At 66.6% G+C, this 20,065-nt stretch carries 15 protein-coding genes; 8 read left to right on the top strand and 7 right to left on the bottom strand.

What is annotated here, in order from left to right; genetic code table 11:
- Positions 1–18: 18 nt before the first annotated feature.
- Positions 19–1,155 carry an anhydro-N-acetylmuramic acid kinase gene (locus FOE78_RS21080; RefSeq protein ID WP_143988007.1) on the top strand — a complete coding sequence of 379 codons (1,137 nt, stop codon included), beginning with the start codon at positions 19–21 and terminating at the stop codon, positions 1,153–1,155.
- Positions 1,156–1,169: 14 nt separating this feature from the next.
- Here FOE78_RS21080 and FOE78_RS21085 read toward each other — a convergent pair whose 3' ends face one another.
- Complete coding sequence (locus tag FOE78_RS21085; RefSeq protein WP_143988008.1) at positions 1,170–2,081, bottom strand: aminoglycoside phosphotransferase family protein; 912 nt, start codon at positions 2,079–2,081, stop codon at positions 1,170–1,172.
- A gap of 134 nt (positions 2,082–2,215) precedes the next feature.
- Here FOE78_RS21085 and FOE78_RS21090 point away from each other — a divergent pair, with 134 nt between their 5' ends.
- The 3 genes from FOE78_RS21090 (at position 2,216) to FOE78_RS21100 (ending at position 5,902) form a co-directional block, all read left to right on the top strand.
- Positions 2,216–2,680, top strand: coding sequence for a GNAT family N-acetyltransferase (locus FOE78_RS21090; protein WP_143988009.1), 465 nt, complete (start codon positions 2,216–2,218; stop codon positions 2,678–2,680).
- A gap of 183 nt (positions 2,681–2,863) precedes the next feature.
- Complete coding sequence (locus FOE78_RS21095) at positions 2,864–4,399, top strand: HNH endonuclease signature motif containing protein (protein WP_143988010.1); 1,536 nt, start codon at positions 2,864–2,866, stop codon at positions 4,397–4,399.
- 105 nt (positions 4,400–4,504) lie between these two features.
- Positions 4,505–5,902, top strand: a complete 1,398-nt coding sequence (locus FOE78_RS21100) for a sulfatase family protein (protein WP_143988011.1) — start codon at positions 4,505–4,507, stop codon at positions 5,900–5,902.
- Here FOE78_RS21100 and FOE78_RS21105 read toward each other — a convergent pair.
- Positions 5,875–7,161: a multidrug effflux MFS transporter gene (locus tag FOE78_RS21105; RefSeq protein ID WP_228265929.1), complete on the bottom strand. Its 1,287-nt coding sequence runs from the start codon at positions 7,159–7,161 to the stop codon at positions 5,875–5,877. The two genes, FOE78_RS21100 and FOE78_RS21105, sit on opposite strands and share 28 nt — an antisense overlap.
- Positions 7,158–8,183, bottom strand: coding sequence for a zinc-dependent alcohol dehydrogenase family protein (locus FOE78_RS21110; RefSeq protein ID WP_143988012.1), 1,026 nt, complete (start codon positions 8,181–8,183; stop codon positions 7,158–7,160). Before FOE78_RS21110 ends, FOE78_RS21105 begins: the two co-directional genes overlap by 4 nt.
- 167 nt (positions 8,184–8,350) lie before the next feature.
- On the opposite strand from FOE78_RS21110, the gene FOE78_RS21115 reads away from it, so the two are divergent.
- Positions 8,351–9,247, top strand: a complete 897-nt coding sequence (locus FOE78_RS21115) for a helix-turn-helix transcriptional regulator (protein WP_143988013.1) — start codon at positions 8,351–8,353, stop codon at positions 9,245–9,247.
- A 15-nt stretch (positions 9,248–9,262) separates the two neighbouring features.
- Here the strand turns inward: FOE78_RS21115 and FOE78_RS21120 are convergent, their stop codons facing one another.
- Together FOE78_RS21120 and FOE78_RS21125 are read right to left on the bottom strand one after the other, a co-directional pair.
- Positions 9,263–10,054 carry an amidohydrolase family protein gene (locus FOE78_RS21120; protein ID WP_143988014.1) on the bottom strand — a complete coding sequence of 264 codons (792 nt, stop codon included), beginning with the start codon at positions 10,052–10,054 and terminating at the stop codon, positions 9,263–9,265.
- Positions 10,054–13,203, bottom strand: coding sequence for a GH92 family glycosyl hydrolase (locus tag FOE78_RS21125; protein WP_143988015.1), 3,150 nt, complete (start codon positions 13,201–13,203; stop codon positions 10,054–10,056). The genes FOE78_RS21120 and FOE78_RS21125 overlap by 1 nt, the downstream gene beginning before the upstream one ends.
- Before the next feature lie 87 nt (positions 13,204–13,290).
- Here FOE78_RS21125 and FOE78_RS21130 point away from each other — a divergent pair, with 87 nt between their 5' ends.
- Positions 13,291–14,514 (top strand): glycoside hydrolase family 76 protein, encoded by a 1,224-nt coding sequence (locus FOE78_RS21130; protein ID WP_143988016.1) that lies wholly within the window; start codon positions 13,291–13,293, stop codon positions 14,512–14,514.
- A 59-nt stretch (positions 14,515–14,573) separates the two neighbouring features.
- Here FOE78_RS21130 and FOE78_RS21135 read toward each other — a convergent pair whose 3' ends face one another.
- Positions 14,574–17,975, bottom strand: a complete 3,402-nt coding sequence (locus tag FOE78_RS21135) for a pyruvate carboxylase (RefSeq protein WP_143988017.1) — start codon at positions 17,973–17,975, stop codon at positions 14,574–14,576.
- Positions 17,976–18,132: 157 nt separating this feature from the next.
- Between FOE78_RS21135 and FOE78_RS21140 the strand changes: the two genes are divergently transcribed.
- Positions 18,133–19,029: an aminoglycoside phosphotransferase family protein gene (locus FOE78_RS21140; protein WP_143988018.1), complete on the top strand. Its 897-nt coding sequence runs from the start codon at positions 18,133–18,135 to the stop codon at positions 19,027–19,029.
- 39 nt (positions 19,030–19,068) lie between these two features.
- Here the strand turns inward: FOE78_RS21140 and FOE78_RS24865 are convergent, their stop codons facing one another.
- On the bottom strand, positions 19,069–19,569 hold the full coding sequence (locus FOE78_RS24865; RefSeq protein WP_168207618.1) for a phosphotransferase: 501 nt from the start codon (positions 19,567–19,569) through the stop codon (positions 19,069–19,071).
- Positions 19,570–19,577: 8 nt separating this feature from the next.
- Here FOE78_RS24865 and FOE78_RS21150 point away from each other — a divergent pair, with 8 nt between their 5' ends.
- Positions 19,578–20,012 (top strand): phosphotransferase, encoded by a 435-nt coding sequence (locus FOE78_RS21150; protein WP_168207619.1) that lies wholly within the window; start codon positions 19,578–19,580, stop codon positions 20,010–20,012.
- Positions 20,013–20,065: the final 53 nt, after the last annotated feature.

A 20,065-nucleotide genomic window follows, 5' to 3' on the forward strand; every position in this document is an offset into this window, starting at 1 on the left:
CTTCGGGTTGCCGGTCTGATGAGCGGGACCTCGTTCGACGGCATCGACGCCGCGGTGGCCGAATTCGATCTTGTCGGGACGGAACTGTCCTGCCGTCCGCTCGGACTCCTCAGTCGTGGGCTGTCGGACGAACTGCGCTCCCGGATCGCGGCCGTGTTGCCGCCGCAGCGCACCGACATCGCCGAGGTCTGCCGACTGGACACCGAATTGGGGCGGTTGTTCGGCGAGGTGGCCGCCGAGGCGATCAACACGTACGGCGATGTTGATCTTGTCGTCTCACCCGGGCAGACGGTGTTTCACTGGGTGTCCGACGGGCACGCGTTGGGCACCCTGCAACTGGGTGCGGCTGCCTGGATCGCGGAGGCGACCGGGACGCCGGTGCTGTCGGATCTGCGGACCCGCGACATCGCTCGCGGCGGCCAGGGCGCGCCACTGGCTCCGATGCTGGATTCCCTGCTGCTGTTGGAAGATGACGTACGCCGCGGGGTGCTCAATCTTGGTGGGATCGCCAATCTCACCGTCCGCGATGATGATCATCGGGTGATCGGTTACGACCTGGGCCCGGCGAGCGCGTTGATCGATCTGGCGGTCAGCAGGGCAACCGGTGGAGTCGAGCGAATGGACACCGACGGGGTGCGTGCGGACCGCGGTGTTGTTGATCATGAACTGCTGTGTCGGCTGTTGGACGAGCCGTACTATCGAACCGATCCACCGAAGTCCACCGGCAAGGAACTCTTCGACGCCGACTACCTGTCTGCCAAGGTCGGCGATCATGATCTTGGTCTTGACGATCTTGTCGGGACCTTGACCGAGCTGACCGCGGCCCTGGTCGGCGATGCCTGCTCCCGTTGGCAGCTGGAAGAACTCGTGGTTTCCGGTGGCGGCGTACGCAATCCCACCATGATGCGCCGGATCGCGGCGCTGGCGGGGACGACGGTCGTGCGTACCTCGGAGGACTTCGGTATCCCGGCGCAGGCCAAGGAGTGTTACCTGATGGCACTGCTCGGATTCCTCAGCTGGTACGGACTTCCGGGCACGATTGCATCGGCCACCGGCGCCAGTTCGCTGCTGGGATCGTTCACCCCTGGGGCGCGCCCGCTGCAGCTTCCCGCACCGCCGCCCCAGCCGCCGACCCGGTTGATCATGCGGGGCTGATCAACTGCTGGTGATCACCGTTGCGCCGCCTTGGCGATCACGATCGACTGGGTGACCCAGTCGTCGTCCGGGGACTTGTCGCCGTCCACCAGAGCCCACAGCACGTTGACCAACTCGCGCACGATCACCCAGTCCCGGACGCGATCCTCGTCGAGGCCGGTCGCGTCGACCACGGTGTAGATGCGGTCCAGGACGGCGTTGCGCAGGTCGCCGGTGGCGACTGCCTCGTCCCAACGGTTCCAGAGCAGTGGAGCCACCTCGTACGCCGGATCGCCCGACATCGGCTTCGGATCGATCGCCAGCCATTCCTCCTTGCCACGCAGCGATCCGAGCACGTTGTCGAAATGCAGGTCAGTGTGGATCAGCCGACCGTCGGTGTCCGGATCCGTGGCGAATTCGCGCGCGAGTGCCGTCGCGTGCTCGACCAGGCGCCGCGGAACCGCCCGATGATCAAGCAGTGACGTCAGGCGGTCCGCCCAGCCGGCAGTGGCGTCGGACAGCTTGATCAACTGCGGAATCGCGGGGACGTGCAGGTTCGCGTACAACTCGGCGACTGTTTCACACGCGTCGGTGATCGGCAGTTGATTCGGATCCTTGGTCGCGTCCGCGCGCTCGAGCAGCATCGCCCAACGCCGCGGATCGGCCCGCAGCAGCCGGATCGCACCGTTGCCGTCCCAGGTCCGCAGCGCCAGATGTTCGTGGTCTGCCTCGGGATGCGGCATAGTGATCTTGAGCGCTGCAAGCTGACCCTGCGCGTCCCGGACCGGGAGCACATAGGCCGCCGCACCGTGCATCGCCGGCCCGTCAGGGCGGAGCCCCCACTCCCCCACCAGTTCCTTGATCAACTTCGGCAGCCGGTCCAACCACTCGTCCCATTTCGGGTCGCCATGGTTGCGCGTCAGGCCGTCGGGAATTGCCTCAATCATCGTGTCGGCATCCTCGCACAGAGGAGTGATCAGGTTACGCCACCGGCCACATCACCTCATCGCCAACCAACCATCTCATCGGCCCGGCCGAACAACGACGCGTACCACTCCAACCCGGTTATTGTGTTTGATCGATGATCAACCCGGAAGCCGTTTCACTGCGACCCGCAGAGCCCGCAGACGTCGAGACCCTCCGTCGTCTTGCACGGCTGGCCTACCAGCCGTACGTGGAACGGATGGGATGCGAACCCGCCCCGATGGCCACCGACTACAGCCAGGCCGTCAACGACGGCCGCACCTGGGTAGCGCAGCAAGGCGATGCGCTGATCGGGCTGCTCGTGGTCGCAGTCGCCAAGGACCATCTGCTGCTGGAGAACGTGGCCGTCGCACCGCACGCCCAAGGCCTCGGCGTGGGCACCCGACTCCTGCGCCTCGCCGAGGACCAGGCCCGCGCGAACGGTTTGTACGAAGTCCGCCTCTACACCAACGAGGCGATGACGGAAAACCTGGATTACTACCGACACCACGGCTACCAGCAGACCCACCGTGCGACCCAGGACGGCTTCCGCCGCGTCTTCTTCACAAAGCAAGTCAGCTGACCACCGCCTGACCAACCCCTCACTGGGAGAAGTTCGACCACGGGGCCGGCAGAGGACGATCAGTCGACGCGCAGCCCATATCACACGCCACCGACAACCAACCCGCCCAGTTTTTCCTTACCTGCAAGAGATTTCTCGCCTCAATCTCTTGATCGAACACCTGTTCGATAGTAGAATCAGGGCATGGCACCTGTCGATCAACCAGCCCCCGCGGCATCCGACCTCGGGCACACGCTGCAGCAGCTGGACACCGCCCTCGATGCGGTGATCGACACCCTCGCCCACGACCGCCTCGCCGGGGTCGGCGATGATCAACTCATCGACTTCGCCCGCCGATTCGAAACCGTCCGATCCCGGACGTCGGTGGTGGATCAGGAGATCGTGACCGCCTGCCAGGCGACCGGGCTGGCCCGTCGGCTGGCCCAATGCGCCACCTCGAAACTACTGGTCGACCTGCTCCACATCGACCACAGCGAAGCCCACCGGCGCGTCCGCGCCGCCAAGGCGCTGCGCGGCGAAACGACGATGCTCGGTGAGCGGTTGGAGCCGAAACGGCCCCGGCTGGCCGCCGCAGTCGCCGCCGGCCACGTCCCGGCCGGGAACGCCGACCGGGTGATCCAAGCCCTCCGCGACCTGGACCAGTTGCCGTGGACCACGACCGAGCAACTCGACGAGGCCGAAGAAATCCTCACCGACGCCGCCACCACCCTGCCACCCACCGAACTCGGCTACGTGATCGACGAACTGGCCGACCGGATCAACCCCGACGGCACCTTCAGCGAAGAACAAGTCCACCAGGCCCAACGCGCCGTCTACCTCTGGAAAGGCCGCGACGGCGCCTGGCACCTGCGCGGCCGACTCACCCCAGCCCTCGGCCAGAAACTCAACGCCATCCTCGAACCCCTCACCGCACCCCAACACAGCTATCCCGACCCCGACCACGAAGCCGAACAAGATCAACAAGCCGCGAGACAAGAGCAACCCGACGGTCAAGATCAACAACCCGACGAAAATCAACAGCTGAGTGACGATCACCAGGCCGGCGACGATCAACAGGCGGGCGAGGATCAACCGTCGAACCCGAACCGGCCACCGGTCGAACCCGACCTGCGTACCCGCGGGCAACGGCTGCACGACGCCCTGGACGAAGCGTTCAGCCGGCTGCTCCAGGCTGGCGACAACCCATCGGTCGGCGGCACCCCGGCCACCGTGATCATCACCATCGACCACGACAACCTGATCGGCCAGTACGGCCACGGCCGCTACGGCGACGGCACCCCCATCTCACCCGAGATGGTGCGCAAACTCGCCGACAACTCCGACATCGTCCCCACCATCCTCAGCGCCAAAGGCAAAGTGCTGTGGCTCGGCCGCGACCGCCGGATCGCCGACAAGAACCAGACCGCCGCCCTGATCGCCCGCGACGGCGGATGCTCCTTCCCCGGCTGCAACCGGCCACCCCAATGGTGCCAACGACACCACATCATCTCCTGGCTCAACGGTGGCCCGACCGACATTGACAATCTCACGTTGACGTGTTTGTTTCACCACAGCAACTTCGAAGCACTCGGCTGGCAATGCCGGATGATCGACGGACTCCCGTACTGGATCCCACCCCGCTGGATCGACCATGATCAAAAACCCAGGCTCAACTACCGCATCCGAATACGCCACCATCTCGACAAGCCCCCGACACCGTCTGTTGTGCTGGGTGCCTGACCGGTCGAGATGATCATGACAGCCGCCGCGCGATGGTTGCGGTGTTCGTCGAGCCGCTATCGTGCTGTTGATTGACCGAGGCGCATTCGAGAGGGAGTCCGTTCCATGGCAAGCCGAGTTGCCAGCAGGCCCAACGTCGTGTTGATCATTTCCGATGATCAGGGAGCCTGGGCGCTGGGTGCCGCCGGGAATCCGGAGATTCAGACGCCCCATCTGGATGCGCTGGCGGCCAGCGGGACCCGGTTCAGCAACTTCTTCTGCACGTCGCCGGTCTGTTCGCCGGCACGAGCGACGCTGTTCACCGGCCAGCCGCCGTCCAAACACGGCGTGCACGACTGGATCAGTGCGCATCACGTCGGCGCCGACGGCATCGACTTCCTGCGCGGCCAGCCTCTGGTGACCGACGTGCTGTCCGATCACGGCTACCGCTGCGGGCTGTCCGGCAAGTGGCACCTGGGCGCCAATGATCAACCGCACAGGGGATTCGAGCACTGGTTCGCCCATCAGCTGGGCGGCGGTCCCTACTACGGCGCGCCGGTGGTCCGCGACGGCGAGTTGATCAACGAACCGAACTACCTGACCGAGGCGATCGGCGATGACGCGCGGACCTTCCTGGAATCGGCCGACGGGCACCAGGATCCGTTCTGGCTGAGCGTCAACTTCACCGCGCCGCATGCGCCGTGGAAGGACAACCACCCCGAAGAGTTCACCAAGCTCTACCAGGACACGGAATTCGCCAGTTGTCCGCAGGAGCCCGATCACCCGTGGACGCGCTACAGCTCCGGCGGCTGGCCGCTCGGTCGCGAGCAGGATGTCCGCCAGTCGTTGGTCGGCTACTTCGCCGCGATCTCGGCGATGGATCGGCAGATCGGCCGGATCGTCGATGATCTTCGTGACCGCGGCCTGCTGGAGAGCACCGTGATCATGTTCCTCAGCGACAACGGCTACAGCTGCGGCCAGCACGGTGTCTGGGGCAAGGGCAACGGCACCTACCCGCTGAACATGTACGAGGAAGCGGTCAAGGTGCCGGCCATGATCAGCATGCCCGGCACCATCCCCGCACAGATCTGCGATGAGTTGATCTCCGGCTACGACCTGGCGCCGACGCTGTTGGAGCTGGCCGGTCTGCGGCCGGACGCTCTCGGCGACGGACCCGGCAGCAGTTTCGCCGATCTGATCACCGGCGGTGATCAGCCGCGCGACCGGGTGGTGATCTTCGACGAGTACGGCGCAACCCGGATGATTCGTACCAGGCAATGGAAGTACGTGCTTCGCCGCGGCGACGAGCCGGACGAGCTCTACGACCTGGACGCCGACCCCGGCGAGCGCAACAATCTGGTGGAGGATCCCGGCCGGCGCGACCGGGTCGCCGGGCTGCGGGCAGAACTCGAGGATTGGTTCGGCCGATACGCCGATCCCGCCTTCGACAGCAGCAATCTCGAGGTCACCGGGCTGGGCCAGACCGAGGTCCTGGTTCAAACCGAGGTGCTGGGCCGGTCCTGACGCGCTCGCCCGGCCGGCCGAGCAATGACCAGCAGCCCGATCATCGACACCGCCGCACCGCCGATGATCAACACCGCCATCGGCACGGCTGTGTGTGAACCGCCGAGACCGGCGATCGGCGGGATCACGCCCGCGGCGATCCACTGCACGCAACCGAGCACGGCCGAGCCGGTGCCGGGGTGGTCGGGCACCGCGGCTGAGGCGAGCGCCCCGCCGTTGGGGCCGATCAGTCCCTGCGCCGACATCAGCACAAAGAAGGCGATCAGCGCCACGATCAGCGGCGTGTCGAAGAACAGCGCGCCGACCAACATCACCAGCCCCGCCGCCAACGCCGCCAGTTGACCGACGAAGATGATCTTGCGGGTGGCGACCCGCCCGGCCAGCCTCGACGCGACCGCCGCTGCCAGCGTCATCCCGGCCGCGTTGGCGGCGAAGTCGATCGAGTACGCCACCGGCGACAGGCCGTTCATCGACTGCAGTACGAACGCCGACGTCGCGACGTAGGCGAACAGCGCCGCCATCGCCGAACCCGCCACCACCAGATAGCCGACATAGCTTCGATGGCCGAGCACCTGACGCCCTGCACGGACGAAGGTCCGCAGCCCGCCGCCGTGCCGGCGCTGGATCGGCAACGACTCCGGCACCGCGATCGCGATGCTGATGGTCATCGCCAGGCCGAGCACGGCCACCACCCAGAACGAGACCCGCCAGTGCGACAACTGCAGGATCACCGCACCGAGCAGCGGACCCACGATCGGCGCGATCCCGCCGACGGCGGCAATCGCGTTCAGCACCCGGACCAGCCGCGCACCGGTAGCCAGATCAACAACGACCGCCCGCCCGATCACCATCGCCCAGCCGCCGGCGAAGCCCTGCAGGAATCGGGCCGCCATCATGATCGCGATCGACGGCGCGACAGCACAGCCGACCGATGCCACCGTCATGATCATCGTCGACACGAGCAACAACCGGCGCCGGCCGTACTGATCGGACACCGGTCCGCCGATCAGCTGTCCCAATCCCATCCCGGCAAAGAAGGCCGTCAGAGTCAGCTGCACGCCGGTGGCGCCGGTCGACAGGTCGGCCGCCACCTGCGGGAAGGCCGGCACGTACATGTCGGTGGCCAGCGGGGCCATCGCGGTCAGGAAGATCACCGTGCCGACCAACGCGCTCGTCAGCCGAGCACCGGGCTGGTCGACGCCGCGGCGCGGCGACGTGCCCGATGCTTCGTCGCCGGAGAGTGCTGCCGGAGTTGTCACGGCCGCAGCAGCACCTTGATCGCGCGCCGCTCGTCCATCGCCCGGTAGCCCTCGGCGGCCTGGTCCAGCGGCAGTTCGAGATCGAACACCTCGCCCGGATCGATGACCCGGTTCACGATCAGCTCGATCAGCTCCGGCAGGAACCGGCGTACCGGAGCCGGGCCGCCGTGCAGGTGCACGTGGGTCATGAAGATGTCGTCGCCCTTGATCTCCACGTCGTGCAGCACGCCGACGAAACCGACATGACCACCTGGGCGGGTGGCACCGATCGCCTGTCGCATCGACTCCTGGGTGCCGACCGCCTCGATCACGCTGTGCGCGCCGAGTCCACCGGTCAGCTCCTTCACCCGGGCAACGCCTTCCTCGCCGCGTTCCTCGACGATGTCGGTGGCGCCGAACTTGACGGCCAGCTGCTGCCGCGACGCGTGCCGCGACATCGCGATGATCCGCTCGGCACCGAGTTGCTTGGCCGCCAGCACCGCCAGCAACCCGACCGCACCGTCACCGACGACGGCAACCGTTTTGCCCGGTCCGGCCTCGGCCGCGACGGCACCGAACCACCCGGTACCGAGCACATCGGAAGCGGCCAGCAAGCTCGGCACCAGATCGGCGTCCGGCAGGCTCGGGGTCGCGACCAGGGTGCCGTCGGCCAGCGGCACCCGCATCCGTTCGGCCTGCGCTCCGCCGCTGGTGCCCAGCACCTCACGGTGGACGCACGACGTCTGGTAGCCGGCCCGGCAGATCTCGCAGGTGTTGTCGGAGGCGAAGAACGAGCCGACCACGAACTGGCCGGGCTTGATCGTCGTCACCGCCGAGCCGACCTCCTCGACCACACCGGCATACTCGTGGCCCATCGACAACGGTTCGGTGACCGCATCGGCGCCGCGATAGGGCCACAGGTCGGATCCGCAGACGCACGTCGCGGCCAGCCGGATGATCGCATCCGTCGGCTCCTTGATCACCGGATCGGGCAGGTCTTCGACCCGGACGTCGCCGGGGGCATGCATCACGACACCACGCATCGAAAGGTTCTCCTCGTACTGATCTGTATCGACCGGCAGGGTTCGCGCCGGCAGCTGTCGTCCAGCTAACGCGATCGGGCGAATCCGGAGAAGTCACTGTCGTGGGGTGTACCGGCAGGGCACCTCTGGCGGGTCTGGACCGGCGGGGATGGCCTTAACCTCGTCCCATGGACAACAAGGCCCCCAGCAACAAGGCAGAGGTACGCGAGTTCCTGATGTCGCGACGGGCCAAGCTCACTCCGGAGCGCGCCGGCATCCCGGCCGGGCTCAATCGGCGGGTGGCCGGACTTCGCCGTTCCGAGGTCGCCCTGCTCGCCGGCGTCAGCGTGGAGTACTACGCCAGGTTGGAGCGGGGCGCCATCGGCGGTGCGTCCGCCTCCGTCCTCGATGCGGTCAGCCAGGCGCTGCAACTGGACGACACCGAGCGGGCGCACCTTCTTGATCTTGCTCGCGCCGCCGACGGCGTCCCCGCTTCGGCCCGGAATCGGCGTCGTACCAGCAAGAATCCGGCCACCCGGGCGAGCCTGCACTGGGCGTTGAATTCGATCACCGACGGTGTTGCGTTCGTCCGCAACGCCCATCAGGATCTACTGGCCACCAACGAACTCGGCCGGGCGTTCTACTCGCCGCTGATCGGCGACGGAGGTCGGACGCCGAACCTTGCCCGGTTCCAATTCCTCGACCCCGCCTCCCGGGATTTCTATCCTGATTGGGATCTGTTCGCCCAGATGTGTGTGGCGATCATGCGCGCCGAAGCCGGACGAGACCCACACAACCGCAATCTGCAGGACCTGGTCGGCGAGCTGTCGACCTGCAGCGAGACCTTCCGCACGCTCTGGGGATCGCACGACGTACGGACGCACGGCTCGGGCACCAAACGCTTCAACCATCCGGTGGTCGGCGAAGTGATCTTCGCCTACGAGGAACTGGCGATCACCAACGATCCAGGACACATCCTGATGCTCTACACGGCCGAGCCCGGCTCACCCTCACACGAAAGGCTGCGGCTGTTGGCGTCGTGGGCTGCCGAGCAGCCGTCACCGGCCGCGCCCGCCGCGTCGTGACAGGACACCCAGCGATCACGCGAGGTGGTAGACCGACGCGGCGGTGTGGTGGGTGACCTGTTCGAACTCGTCGCCGCTGAATCCGAAGCCGGTAAGGGCTTGCAGCGATTCGGTCGGTGAGAACAGCGGGTAGTCGCTGCCCCACAGCACCCGGTCGAGGCCGTGCCGGCGACACAGCCAGGCCAGTTGCTCGACGTACGGGCTGTCGGCGAACATGCAGACCGTGGCCGACAGTTCGAGGTAGACGTTGCGCCGGGTGCCCGGATAGCGGCTCAGCACCGAGAACATGACGGCCTGGACGAACTTCGGGCCGAACGTGTGGGCCAGCACCAGCTCCGTGTCCGGACAGGACATCGCGAGCCCGACGAACTTCTCCGGCTGGCCCGGATCGGCGACGGCCACGCTGTCGAACAGAACCGGCAGACCATGATCACCGGCCCGCCTGACCACCGCCAGTAGTTCCTCGGACGCGACGTCGAACTGCTGAGTGCTTGGATGAAGCTTCAGTCCCGCGGCACCCGCCCGCGCGACCCGGTCGATCTCCGCCAGGGCCCGATCGCCGTCGTCGGGATGGACCGAGCACAGGGCGAACGCTCGCTCGTCGCTGCCGGCGACGGACAGTGCGTAGTCGTTCTGCGCCCGGGTCCGGTGCAGGTCGCCCGCCGGCGCCATCACCAGGACGGCGAACCGCGACAGCTGAAGATCGGCAGTTGCCTGCTGGTAGTCCGGCAGTCGGTGCGGTGCATCCACCCAGGCTTCCTCGTCGGACAACTGCAGATGCGCGTGCGCGTCGATGATCTTGCCCATCACGACAGCAACTCGAGTTCGCTCAAGGCAGCCGACTCGTCAGCAGCCAGGATCACCAACCGATAGTCGCGGTACGAGCCGGGTTCGGTGATCTTGAACGGCCGGGTCTGCCGGCGCCAGCGGAACTGTTGATCGAATCGTTCGTCGAGCACTGTCCAGGCTCGACCGTCGACAGAACCTTCCAGCCGCCAGGAGTGTGGGTCGCCGTCGGCCGATCCGGAGCTCAGCGTGTAGAACTCGGCCGCGGCCGGTTCGTCCAAACTCCAGCTGATCGATTCTTCAACCCTGACGGGCAATTCCGTACGCGAGTCGTCGTCGAAAAGCGCCGCGTAGGGGCCCTCTTGGGATCCGATCCGATCGGTCAACACGGCCGGTTCATGATCAACTCCGGTCAGCGACGGCGGCATTTCGTCGGCGGCGGTCGCCCAGTCGGACGGTTCCGGACCAAGATCGAATTCCAGCGTTCCGGTCAGCTCCTGTGCACCGATCGATGCACTGCGCAGCGCCTCTGTGTTGATCGTCACCTGCTGCACGTAGTGATGATCCCGGTCCTGATTCCGAGCCACGATCGTGATCGGCCGACCGCCCAGCGGCCGCACCTCGGCTCGGCTGAACAGGGGTGCGTTGAGCGCGTAGTCGGGTGCCCCGACACGCAGCGGATACAGGCCGAGCGCGGAGAAGATGTACCAGGCCGACATCTCGCCGTTGTCCTCGTCGCCCGGATAACCCTGACCGATCTGCTCGCCCACGAACAGCCGTTGCAGCACCTCGCGGACGATCCGTTGCGCCTTGTACGGCGTGGCCGTGTAGTTGTAGAGGTGAGCGATGTGATGGGCGGGCTGATTGCTGAAGCCGTACTGCCCCATCCGGACGGCTCGGGCCTCGAGCATCTCGTGGATGATCGAGCCGTAGGTGCCCTTCTTGTCCGCGAGCTCCGGCGTGCTGAAGAACTCGTCCAGCTTGGCTTCGAGCCCGTCCCGGCTGCCGTACAGCTTCGCCAGACCGACGCCGTCGTGCGGTACGTGGAAGGCGAAGTTCCAGCCGTCGGTCTCGGTGAAGTCGCCGCCCCACTCGCACGGATCGAAATCCTGCACGCTGCGGGCGAAGCTGCCGTCCGGTCGCCGTCCCTGAAAGAAGTTGATCTTGGGGTCGAAGAGCAGCCGATAGTTCTCCGCCCGGCGGCGGAAGTAGCCGGCTTCCTCACGGAGTTGTTCACGCCGTTCGTCGGGAGTGACCGGATCGTCGGCCAAGCGTTCGGCCATCAGCGCCAGACCGAAGTCGTTGATGTAGCCCTCCAGCGTCCAGGAGACGCTCTCGTCGGTGTCGGTGTCGACGTAGCCGGCGAAGAACCCGCGGTCGACGCCTTTGCGTCCGACCACGGATTCGGGTGAGGCGACGGTGGCGTTCCGCAGCCCGGCATCGTACGTGGCCAGCGGGTCCGGCAGTTGCACGCCCTTCAGGTAGGCGTCGGCGAAGGCGACATCCGAGCTGGTGCCGGTCATGCAGTCGGCATAACCCGGCGACGACCAGCGCGCGATCCAGCCGCCGTCGCGATACTGCTGGACGAAGCCGTCCACCAGCTCGCCGGCCAACGTCGGGTACAGGAACGCGTAGGCCGGCCACGCCGTCCGGTACGTGTCCCAGAATCCGTTGTTCACATAGCATTTCCCGGATCTGATCACCGCGTTGGTTCGCTCGTCGCCCGGCTCACCGATCGGTGCGATCACCGGGCTGGCGTGACGGAAGTCGGGTTGATCGACGCTGCCGGTGTTCTCGAAGTGTGAATTGGGATAGAGGTTGAGCCGATAGAGGCAGCCGTAGAGCGTCCGCAGCTGCGGTTGGGTCGCGTCCGCGACGCGGATCACCGAGAGCCGATCGTTCCACGCCTTGTTGGCTGCACGCCGCACCTCGGCAAAGCTGCGATCGGCCAGCTCCAACTCCAGGTTGTGCCGGGCTTGATCGACGCCGATGAACGAGGTCGCGATCCGAAGCGTCAGCTCGGTGATCTCACCAAAGCTCGCGGCCCGAGCCGGTGCCCGACCGTCTGCGGTCGGCGCGAACTCAATCGGAGTCGAGGAAAAGACGCCGTAGCAGTACATCCGCGTCATCCCGGACTCCGAACGCGGCGACCCGCTGTCCACCCAACCGGTCAGTGCCGTGCCGTCGAAGGAGAACGAACCATGATCATCAACGGTGTCGAAGATCAGGTGTCGAGACCCGGTGGTGTCGCCGTAGTCGAAGCGGAAGATCGCGCCGTGGTCGGTCGGTGCCAGCTCCGCAAGCACCCCGTTGTCCAGCCGGACCGAGTAGTGGTCGGGTCGGGCGATCTCGTTGTCGTGGCTGAACGCAACCGCTCGAGCGGCGGGATCTCCGAGCGGTTCGGCGCCGAGACACGGCATGATCGACAACTGGTTGCGATCACCCATCCACGGGCTGGGTTGGTGGGAGAAGCTGAGCCCCTGCAACTCGGGCCGGTTGTCGGCGTTGTTGGCCCGGTGATACTCGTACGGCCAGCGATGGGTGCTCGCGTCGGTCACCGGGGTGACGAAGTTGAAGCCGTTCGGCCAGGCCGTGATCGGCAGATTGTTACCGCGGGAGAAGCCGCCGCTGGCGTTGGTGCCACGCCGGGTGTCCACGTAGCCGACCAGGTCGGAGCCGTCCGGCACCGCCGGCCAGGGCCCGATCTCGATGTCGTCCAGCCAACCCGAGAACGCCTGTCCGGCAAGGGATTCCGGCGGGTCGACGACCAGCAGGATCTCCTCCACGCGACGGCCGGCGGCGGCCGACAGGTCGATCTGGACGTCGTTCCACTGGTCGGCGTAGAGGATCTTGGCCGCCCCCTGTCCGGCCGCGTCAGCGGGCATCCCGTACTGATCGCGGACGCCCAGCTCGGACAACAGCGAACCGTCGTCGAAGCGAAGCTCAATCGCCGCGTAGGTGGCCGGGTAGTCGAGTCGGTCGTCCAGCTCGGGATAGATCTTGTAGCGCAGCCGGTCGTTCGGGCCCAGAGCCCGGGCGGGCTGCGCGATCACCGCCGACTGACGGCCCGACGCCGTACCGGTGTAGTGGGTCGCGTCGACACTGCCGAAGCCGGCGCCGTCCTTGCTGGTCGGTCCGCCGACGGGACCTCCCCCTACCTGAATGAGCACGCCGCTATGCTACGGGCTGGAAACGTTTCCCCATGGAGGGGCCAGCACGATCAGGTGCTGGACCGACTCGATCCGAGGAGTCATGCAATGAAGCATTCCGTTCCCATCTCGCGTCCCTTCTCAACGTCACGCAGGGGCGCGTTGGCCGGCGGTCTCGGCCTGGCAGCGGTCGCCGCCACCGGCTGGCAGGCGGCGCCGTCTGCACACGCCGACGGGACCACCGCACCGGCCCACGGCCGCTTGCCCGCCCATCTGATCCGTGCGCAGCAGGCGTACAACGCGCTGCAGAAGTACTTCTACGACCCGGACAGCCACTTCTATCTGGAGCAGTACCCGTACACCGACGGCAACCCGTGGAGCTACGTCTGGCCGTTCGGCCAGGCCATGGTGGCCACCCAGGTGATGTCCGGCATTCCCGGCATCGGCCGCCGCTACCGTTCCGACGTCGACGATCGCTTCCGCGCGCTGGAGGCGTACTGGAACAACCAGACCGATCCGCCGGGCTACGACTCCTACCTGCGGCCGCCGGCCGGGCAGGGCGGCGACAAGTTCTACGACGACAACGAGTGGCTCGGGCTGGGCTTCCTGCTCCGGCACAACCTGAACGGTCGCGGCGACCGCACCGCGCTGACCAAGGCCGAGCAGATCTTCGATCTGGTCACCTACGGCTGGGACACCGACGCCAGTCATCCCTGTCCTGGTGGGGTTTTCTGGACCCAGGCCAGTTGGAGTCACGACCGCAACACGGTGTCGAACGCGCCCGGTGCGGAGATCGGGCTGCGGCTGTATCTGCTGACCGGCAAGAGGTCCTACCTGGACTGGTCGCTCAAGATGTACGACTGGGTGCGCAGCTATCTGCTCGCGCCGAACGAGCTCTACTGGGACAACGTGCACATGGACGGCAGCATCGACCGGACCCAGTGGTCGTACAACCAGGGCGTGATGATCGGCGCCGGGGCGCTGCTCTACCGGGCCACCGGCCGGCGGCAATATCTTGATCAAGCTCGGCGTACGGCTGCTGCCGCACTCGACTTCTACGCCGCTGACGAGCACTACTTCGACCAGCCGGCCGAGTTCAACGCGATCTTCTTCGCCAACCTGCTGCAGTTGTCCACGATCGCCCCGGATCGCTTGTACCAGAAGGCGATCCGTTGGTACGCCGACCAGTCCTATCAGCGCTACCGCGACCCGGCCACCGGGCTCTACCGCTTCGACGGCGACAACCCGGTGACCCTGCTGCACCAGTCCGCGATGGTCCGGATCGAGGGCATGCTGTCCTGGAGCCCGCGCGACTACCGCAAACTAACCTGACCCACCCGAGTTGTCAGTCGCTGGTTTGGCTATAGCAACACCAGCGATTGACAAGTCGGCTAGGAGAGGACGAGGACGAGGTCGCCGCCCTCGACCTGCTGGACACCACCGATCGCCAACCGCTGTACGACGCCGGCCTTCGGGGCGGTGATGGATGCCTCCATCTTCATCGCCTCGATGGTCGCGACGGTGGCGCCGGCCTCGACCCGGTCGCCCTCGGCGACCTTGAGGCTCACCACGCCGGAGAACGGTGCCGCGACGTGATTCGGGTTGTTCGGGTCGGCCTGTTCGGCGGCCTTGATGTCGACCTTGATCGAGTTGTCCCGGACCCGGATCGGCCGCAGTTGGCCGTTCAGCGTGCACATCACCGTCCGCAGGCCGCGCTCGTCGGCCTCGCCGATCGCTTCCAGGCCGAGGATCACGCTGACCCCGCGGCCGATCCGGGCCACGTGCTCGGTCTCCGGCTGCAGCCCGTAGAGGAAGTCGGCGGTGTCCAGCCGGTTGATGTCGCCGTAGTCCTCGCGGCCGGCCAGGTAGTCCTTGGTCGGTCCCGGGAAGAGCAGCCGATTCAACGTGTGGCGGGCGGTCGCGCCGCCCTCGTCCAGCGCCTTCTCGTCCTCCGGGCTGAGCGTCTCCTCCCGGATCGGCACCGTACGACCGGCCAGCGCCTTGGTCCGGAACGGCTCCGGCCAGCCACCCGACGGAGTGCCGAGCTCGCCGGCCAGGAAGCCGATCACCGAGTCCGGGATGTCGTACTTGTTCGGATTCTCCTCGAAGTCCATCGGGTCGGCGCCGACCGCGACCAGGTGCAGCGCAAGATCACCGACCACCTTCGACGACGGGGTGACCTTGGTCGGCCGGCCGACGATCTTGTCCGCGGCGGCGTACATCGCCTCGATCTGCTCGAACTTCTCCCCCAGCCCGAGCGCGATCGCCTGCTGCCGCAGGTTGGACAGCTGCCCGCCGGGAATTTCATGATCGTAAACGCGGCCGGTCGGGCTCGGCAGGCCGGACTCGAACGGCTTGTAGATCCGCCGCACCGCTTCCCAGTACGGCTCCAGATCCATCACCTTACGAAGATCAAGATTGGTCGATCGCTCGGTGTTGGCCAGCGCCGCGACCAACGCCGAAGCCGGCGGCTGGCTGGTGGTCGACGACATCGGCGCACTGGCCACGTCGACCGCGTCCACGCCGGCGTCGACCGCCGCCAGCAGGGTGCCGATCTGGCCACCGGCGGTGTCGTGGGTGTGCAGGTGCACCGGAAGATCGAATCGCTCCCGCAGTGCGGTCACCAGCTTTCCGGCCGCCGGCGGCCGGAGCAGACCGGCCATGTCCTTGATCGCCAGGATGTGCGCCCCCGCAGCGACCGCCTGCTCGGCCAGCCGCAGGTAGTAGTCGAGGGTGTAGATCTTCTCGCCGGGATCGTTCAGGTCGCTGGTGTAGCAGAGCGCGACCTCGGCCACGGTGGTGTTGGTCTCCAGCACGGCCTCGATCGCCGGCCGCATCTGCTCGACGTCGTTCAGCGCGTCGAAGATGCGGAAGATGTCGATGCCGGTCCCGGCTGCCTGCTGGACAAAGGATTTCGTCACCTTCGTCGGGTACGGGGTGTAGCCGACGGTGTTGCGTCCGCGCAGCAGCATCTGCAGCGCCAGCCCCGGCATGTTGTACCGCAGCGCGGCCAGCCGATCCCACGGATCCTCGTGCAGGAAGCGAAGTGCGACGTCGTAGGTGGCGCCGCCCCAGCACTCGACCGAGAACAACTCCGGCAGCATCCGGCCGACGTACGGCGCGATCCGCAGCAGATCCTTGGTCCGCACCCGGGTCGCCAGCAGCGACTGATGGGCGTCCCGGAAGGTGGTGTCGGTGACCTCGACATGATCACGGGACCGCAGGTCCGCGGCGAAACCGGCCGGACCAAGATCAAGAAGTCGCTGCCGCGAACCCGACGGCGACGGCGAGGCAAGATCGACGCCCTCCGGCCGCTTCTCACCCGGATCCAGCAGCGTCGGCCGATCGCCGTGCGGCTTGTTGACCGTCACCTCGGCGAGATAGCGCAGCAGCTTGGTGCCGCGGTCGCCCGGGGTGCGGGAGTTCAGCAGCTCCGGTCGTTCCTCGATGAAGTGGGTGGAGACGTTGCCCGCCAGGAACTCCGGATCCTCCAGAACCGCTTGCAGGAAAGGAATGTTGGTGCTGACACCGCGGATCCGGAATTCGGCCAGCGCGCGCCGGGCCCGGGCCACCGCGGTGGTGAAGTCACGGCCGCGACAGGTCAGCTTGACCAGCATCGAGTCGAAGTGGGCGCTGATCTCCGCGCCGGTGTCGGCGGTGCCGCCGTCCAATCGGACCCCGGCACCGCCGGCGGAACGGTAGGCGGTGATGGTGCCGGTGTCCGGACGGAATCCGTTGGCCGGGTCCTCGGTGGTGATCCGGCACTGCAAAGCGGCCGCGATGATCTTGATCTCGTCCTGCCGCAGACCAAGATCATCGAGGGTTTCGCCGGCGGCGATCCGCATCTGCGACTGGACCAGATCGACACCGGTGATCTCCTCGGTCACCGTGTGCTCGACCTGGATTCGCGGGTTCATCTCGATGAAGACGTGTTCACCGGCGCGCGGCCCGTCCGTCTCCACCAGGAATTCGACCGTGCCGGCGCAGGAGTAGTTCAGCGACTCGGCGAACTTGACCGCGTCGGAGGTGAGCGCCTCCCGCAACTCGGCGCTGATATTCGGCGCCGGAGCGAGCTCGATCACCTTCTGGTGCCGGCGCTGCAGCGAGCAGTCGCGTTCGAAGAGGTGGATGGTGTTGCCCTGGCCGTCGGCGAGGATCTGCACCTCGATGTGCCGCGGTCGGCTGACGGCCTGCTCGATGAAGACGGTCGGATCGCCGAAGGCGCTGTCGGCCTCCCGCATCGCCTGGTCCAGGGCATCCCGTAGCTCGCCCGGCTCGTTCACCCGGCGCATGCCGCGACCGCCGCCACCGGCGACCGCCTTGACGAAGACGGGGAAGCCGATCTGCTCGGCGCCGGCGATCAGCGCGTCGACGTCGGTGGAGGGTTGGGTCGACTGCAGCGTCGGGATGCCGGCCGCGCGGGCAGCACCGATCGCCCGGACCTTGTTGCCGGCCAACTCGAGCACGTCGGCCGGCGGGCCGATGAACGTGATGCCGGCATCGTCGCAGGCCCGGGCCAGGTCCGGATTCTCACTCAGGAAGCCGTAGCCGGGGTAGATCGCGTCGGCGCCGCAGGCGGTGGCCGCGCGGACGATCTCGGCCACGTCCAGGTAGGCGCGGACCGGGTGCCCCTTCTCACCGATCAGGTACGCCTCGTCGGCCTTGATCCGGTGGATCGCGTTGCGATCCTCGTACGGATACACGGCGACCGTCTTGGCCCCGAGCTCGTAGGCAGCACGGAAGGCGCGTACGGCGATCTCCCCGCGATTGGCAACCAGAACCTTGGCGAACATGGCGACGAATCTAATGGGTCGGACGTGACAGCCCGCACACGGTCCCACAGTGCTGGATTCAGCGGGCCCGCTCGACCCTGGCTGGCTAGGGCAGCGCCGTACAAGAACACACTGGTGACCAGGCTGCTGGCGGGTCCCGTCCTGACATGATGCCCGGGTGATCAACATCCCGGAGACGTTGGCCGTCGCCACGATCGCCCGCGAAGGTGATGCGGGCCGGAGCTGGATCGACGAGCTGCCGGTCCTGGTGCAGCGGTATCTGACTCGCTGGGCTTGTGCGCCCAGCGGACCGCCCACCCACGGTGGCGTCGGAATGATCATCCCGGTCGAGTCGCCGTATGGGCCCGCGATGATCAAGATCTCTTTCCGGCATCCCGGTAACGTCGACGAACCGGCCGCCTTGCAAGCCTGGCAGGGAAACGGGGCCGTACGACTCTACGAGCACGAGCCGGCCGACTTGGCCATGTTGATCGAACGGGTCGAACAACGCAGTCTCGACCTATCGGCGGACGAGGGCTTGATCGTAGGGGCCGAGCTGTCGGCGCGGTTGGCCATCCGTGCGCCCGCCCGCGTGCCGAGCTTGGCGAACGACTGTCCCGGCTGGGCCGAACAGCTGCGTGACCAAGATCAACAACTCGGGCACCCGTTGCCGGACCGGGTCATCGACGGCGCGCTGGAAGTCATCGATGATCTTGGCCGGGATCGGACGGAGACGATGATCCACGGCGACCTGCACGGGCAAAACATCCTGCACGCCGACCGCGGCTGGGTAGTGGTCGACCCCAAGGGCCGATCCGGAACCGGCGGCTTCGATGCGATGACGATGTGCCTGTACCGGCACGAAGAGCTGCTGGGCGCACCGGACCCGGTCGCCGAGCTACGCCGCCGGATCACCATCTTCGCCGAGGCCGCCGGGGTGGACACCGCGCTTGCGATCCGATGCACCCAGGCCCGCCTGACCAGCTCAGCGCTGTGGGACCTGCTGCATGCCAACACACCGATCCAGCAGCAGTGGGCCCGAATCGCCGCGGACGCCGCCCAATCGCTGCTCTGATCGAACGTCCAACGCGCAAGCTGAGAGCCATGCTGTTGTCTAGCGTGGAGATAGCCGGCGTAGAAGGTCGGGCCAGGAGTCCGGTACCCCGCTGGAGATGAATGCGAGGATGTCGAGCAGTGTCGCCTGCCGTGGCGCTGCCCAGTTTCGGTCTTCCGATGTGGAGGGTTGTTTCAAGAGAATGGCCAGTGCCAGATACAGGTGGAACCACAAGGCGTCCCGCTCAAGCGACAGCTCATTGTCGTGGTCGTGTAGTGGCGGCGTGGCGACGTTGACCGCTGATCGGTAACCGGACACGAGGTCGGGTAGGGCTCGAAGCGGCAGACCGACAAGAACGCGGGCTCGGGATCCCCATTCGGCACAGCCCCAGTCCAATAGTGCGGTTACGCGTCCTTGTCGGTCGATGATCAGGTTCGATGGGATGACGTCGCGGTGGAGCAGCACCGGGTCTGCGTGTGAGGGGCCGTCTGGCTTCAGCAGGTCGAATTGCTCGAGGAGCCAACCGGACTGGGCAGTCCCTACAACAGCCCTGGCTGGCACAGGATCAATTGGCCCAACGACTGGCCGTCAGTGACCTCGATTGGTCAGCCGTCGATGTCGACGCACGGTTCCCGGCAATCTGGGCCCGACGCGACAACTACCTGGCGCAGCTGTCGAACCTGCAAAGGAGCATCGCGCACGGAGACTTCAGCGTCGGAAATCTTCACACCGACGAAGCTGGGGTGATCGCGCTGGACTGGGCAACGCTCGGTTCATCGCCGGTCGGGTTCGACCTGGCGCACCTGGCGCTGTCGACCCAGGCTGAGTCGCTGCTACCGGTCTATCTTGATGGGCTCAACGGGCAATTCGACGCTGATCACGTCGAGCGGGGATACCGAACCGCCGTATGCCTCGTAGGTGCCAGCAGAGCCCACTGGATGGCAACTCGATCGAAAGCGCTCCCACCGACCTATGCCGACTTCATCGCGGGGCATCAACTCTGAGAATGCACGGTCATGGATCCCTTCTGACGTGGGTTCGTGTTACGGCCGGAATG

The sequence above is a fragment of the Microlunatus elymi genome, assembly GCF_007362775.1.
GTDB classification, from domain to species: Bacteria; Actinomycetota; Actinomycetes; order Propionibacteriales; family Propionibacteriaceae; genus Microlunatus; species Microlunatus elymi.

Excerpts from the sequence above, each read along its gene's own strand:
- FOE78_RS21080 (WP_143988007.1), top strand. The coding sequence starts at position 19 with ATGAGCGGGACCTCGTTCGACGGCATCGACGCCGCGGTGGCCGAATTC.
- FOE78_RS21085 (WP_143988008.1), bottom strand. The coding sequence starts at position 2,081 with ATGATTGAGGCAATTCCCGACGGCCTGACGCGCAACCATGGCGACCCG.
- FOE78_RS21090 (WP_143988009.1), top strand. The coding sequence starts at position 2,216 with ATGATCAACCCGGAAGCCGTTTCACTGCGACCCGCAGAGCCCGCAGAC.
- FOE78_RS21095 (WP_143988010.1), top strand. The coding sequence starts at position 2,864 with ATGGCACCTGTCGATCAACCAGCCCCCGCGGCATCCGACCTCGGGCAC.
- FOE78_RS21100 (WP_143988011.1), top strand. The coding sequence starts at position 4,505 with ATGGCAAGCCGAGTTGCCAGCAGGCCCAACGTCGTGTTGATCATTTCC.
- FOE78_RS21110 (WP_143988012.1), bottom strand. The coding sequence starts at position 8,183 with ATGCGTGGTGTCGTGATGCATGCCCCCGGCGACGTCCGGGTCGAAGAC.
- FOE78_RS21115 (WP_143988013.1), top strand. The coding sequence starts at position 8,351 with ATGGACAACAAGGCCCCCAGCAACAAGGCAGAGGTACGCGAGTTCCTG.
- FOE78_RS21120 (WP_143988014.1), bottom strand. The coding sequence starts at position 10,054 with ATGGGCAAGATCATCGACGCGCACGCGCATCTGCAGTTGTCCGACGAG.
- FOE78_RS21130 (WP_143988016.1), top strand. The coding sequence starts at position 13,291 with ATGAAGCATTCCGTTCCCATCTCGCGTCCCTTCTCAACGTCACGCAGG.
- FOE78_RS21135 (WP_143988017.1), bottom strand. The coding sequence starts at position 17,975 with ATGTTCGCCAAGGTTCTGGTTGCCAATCGCGGGGAGATCGCCGTACGC.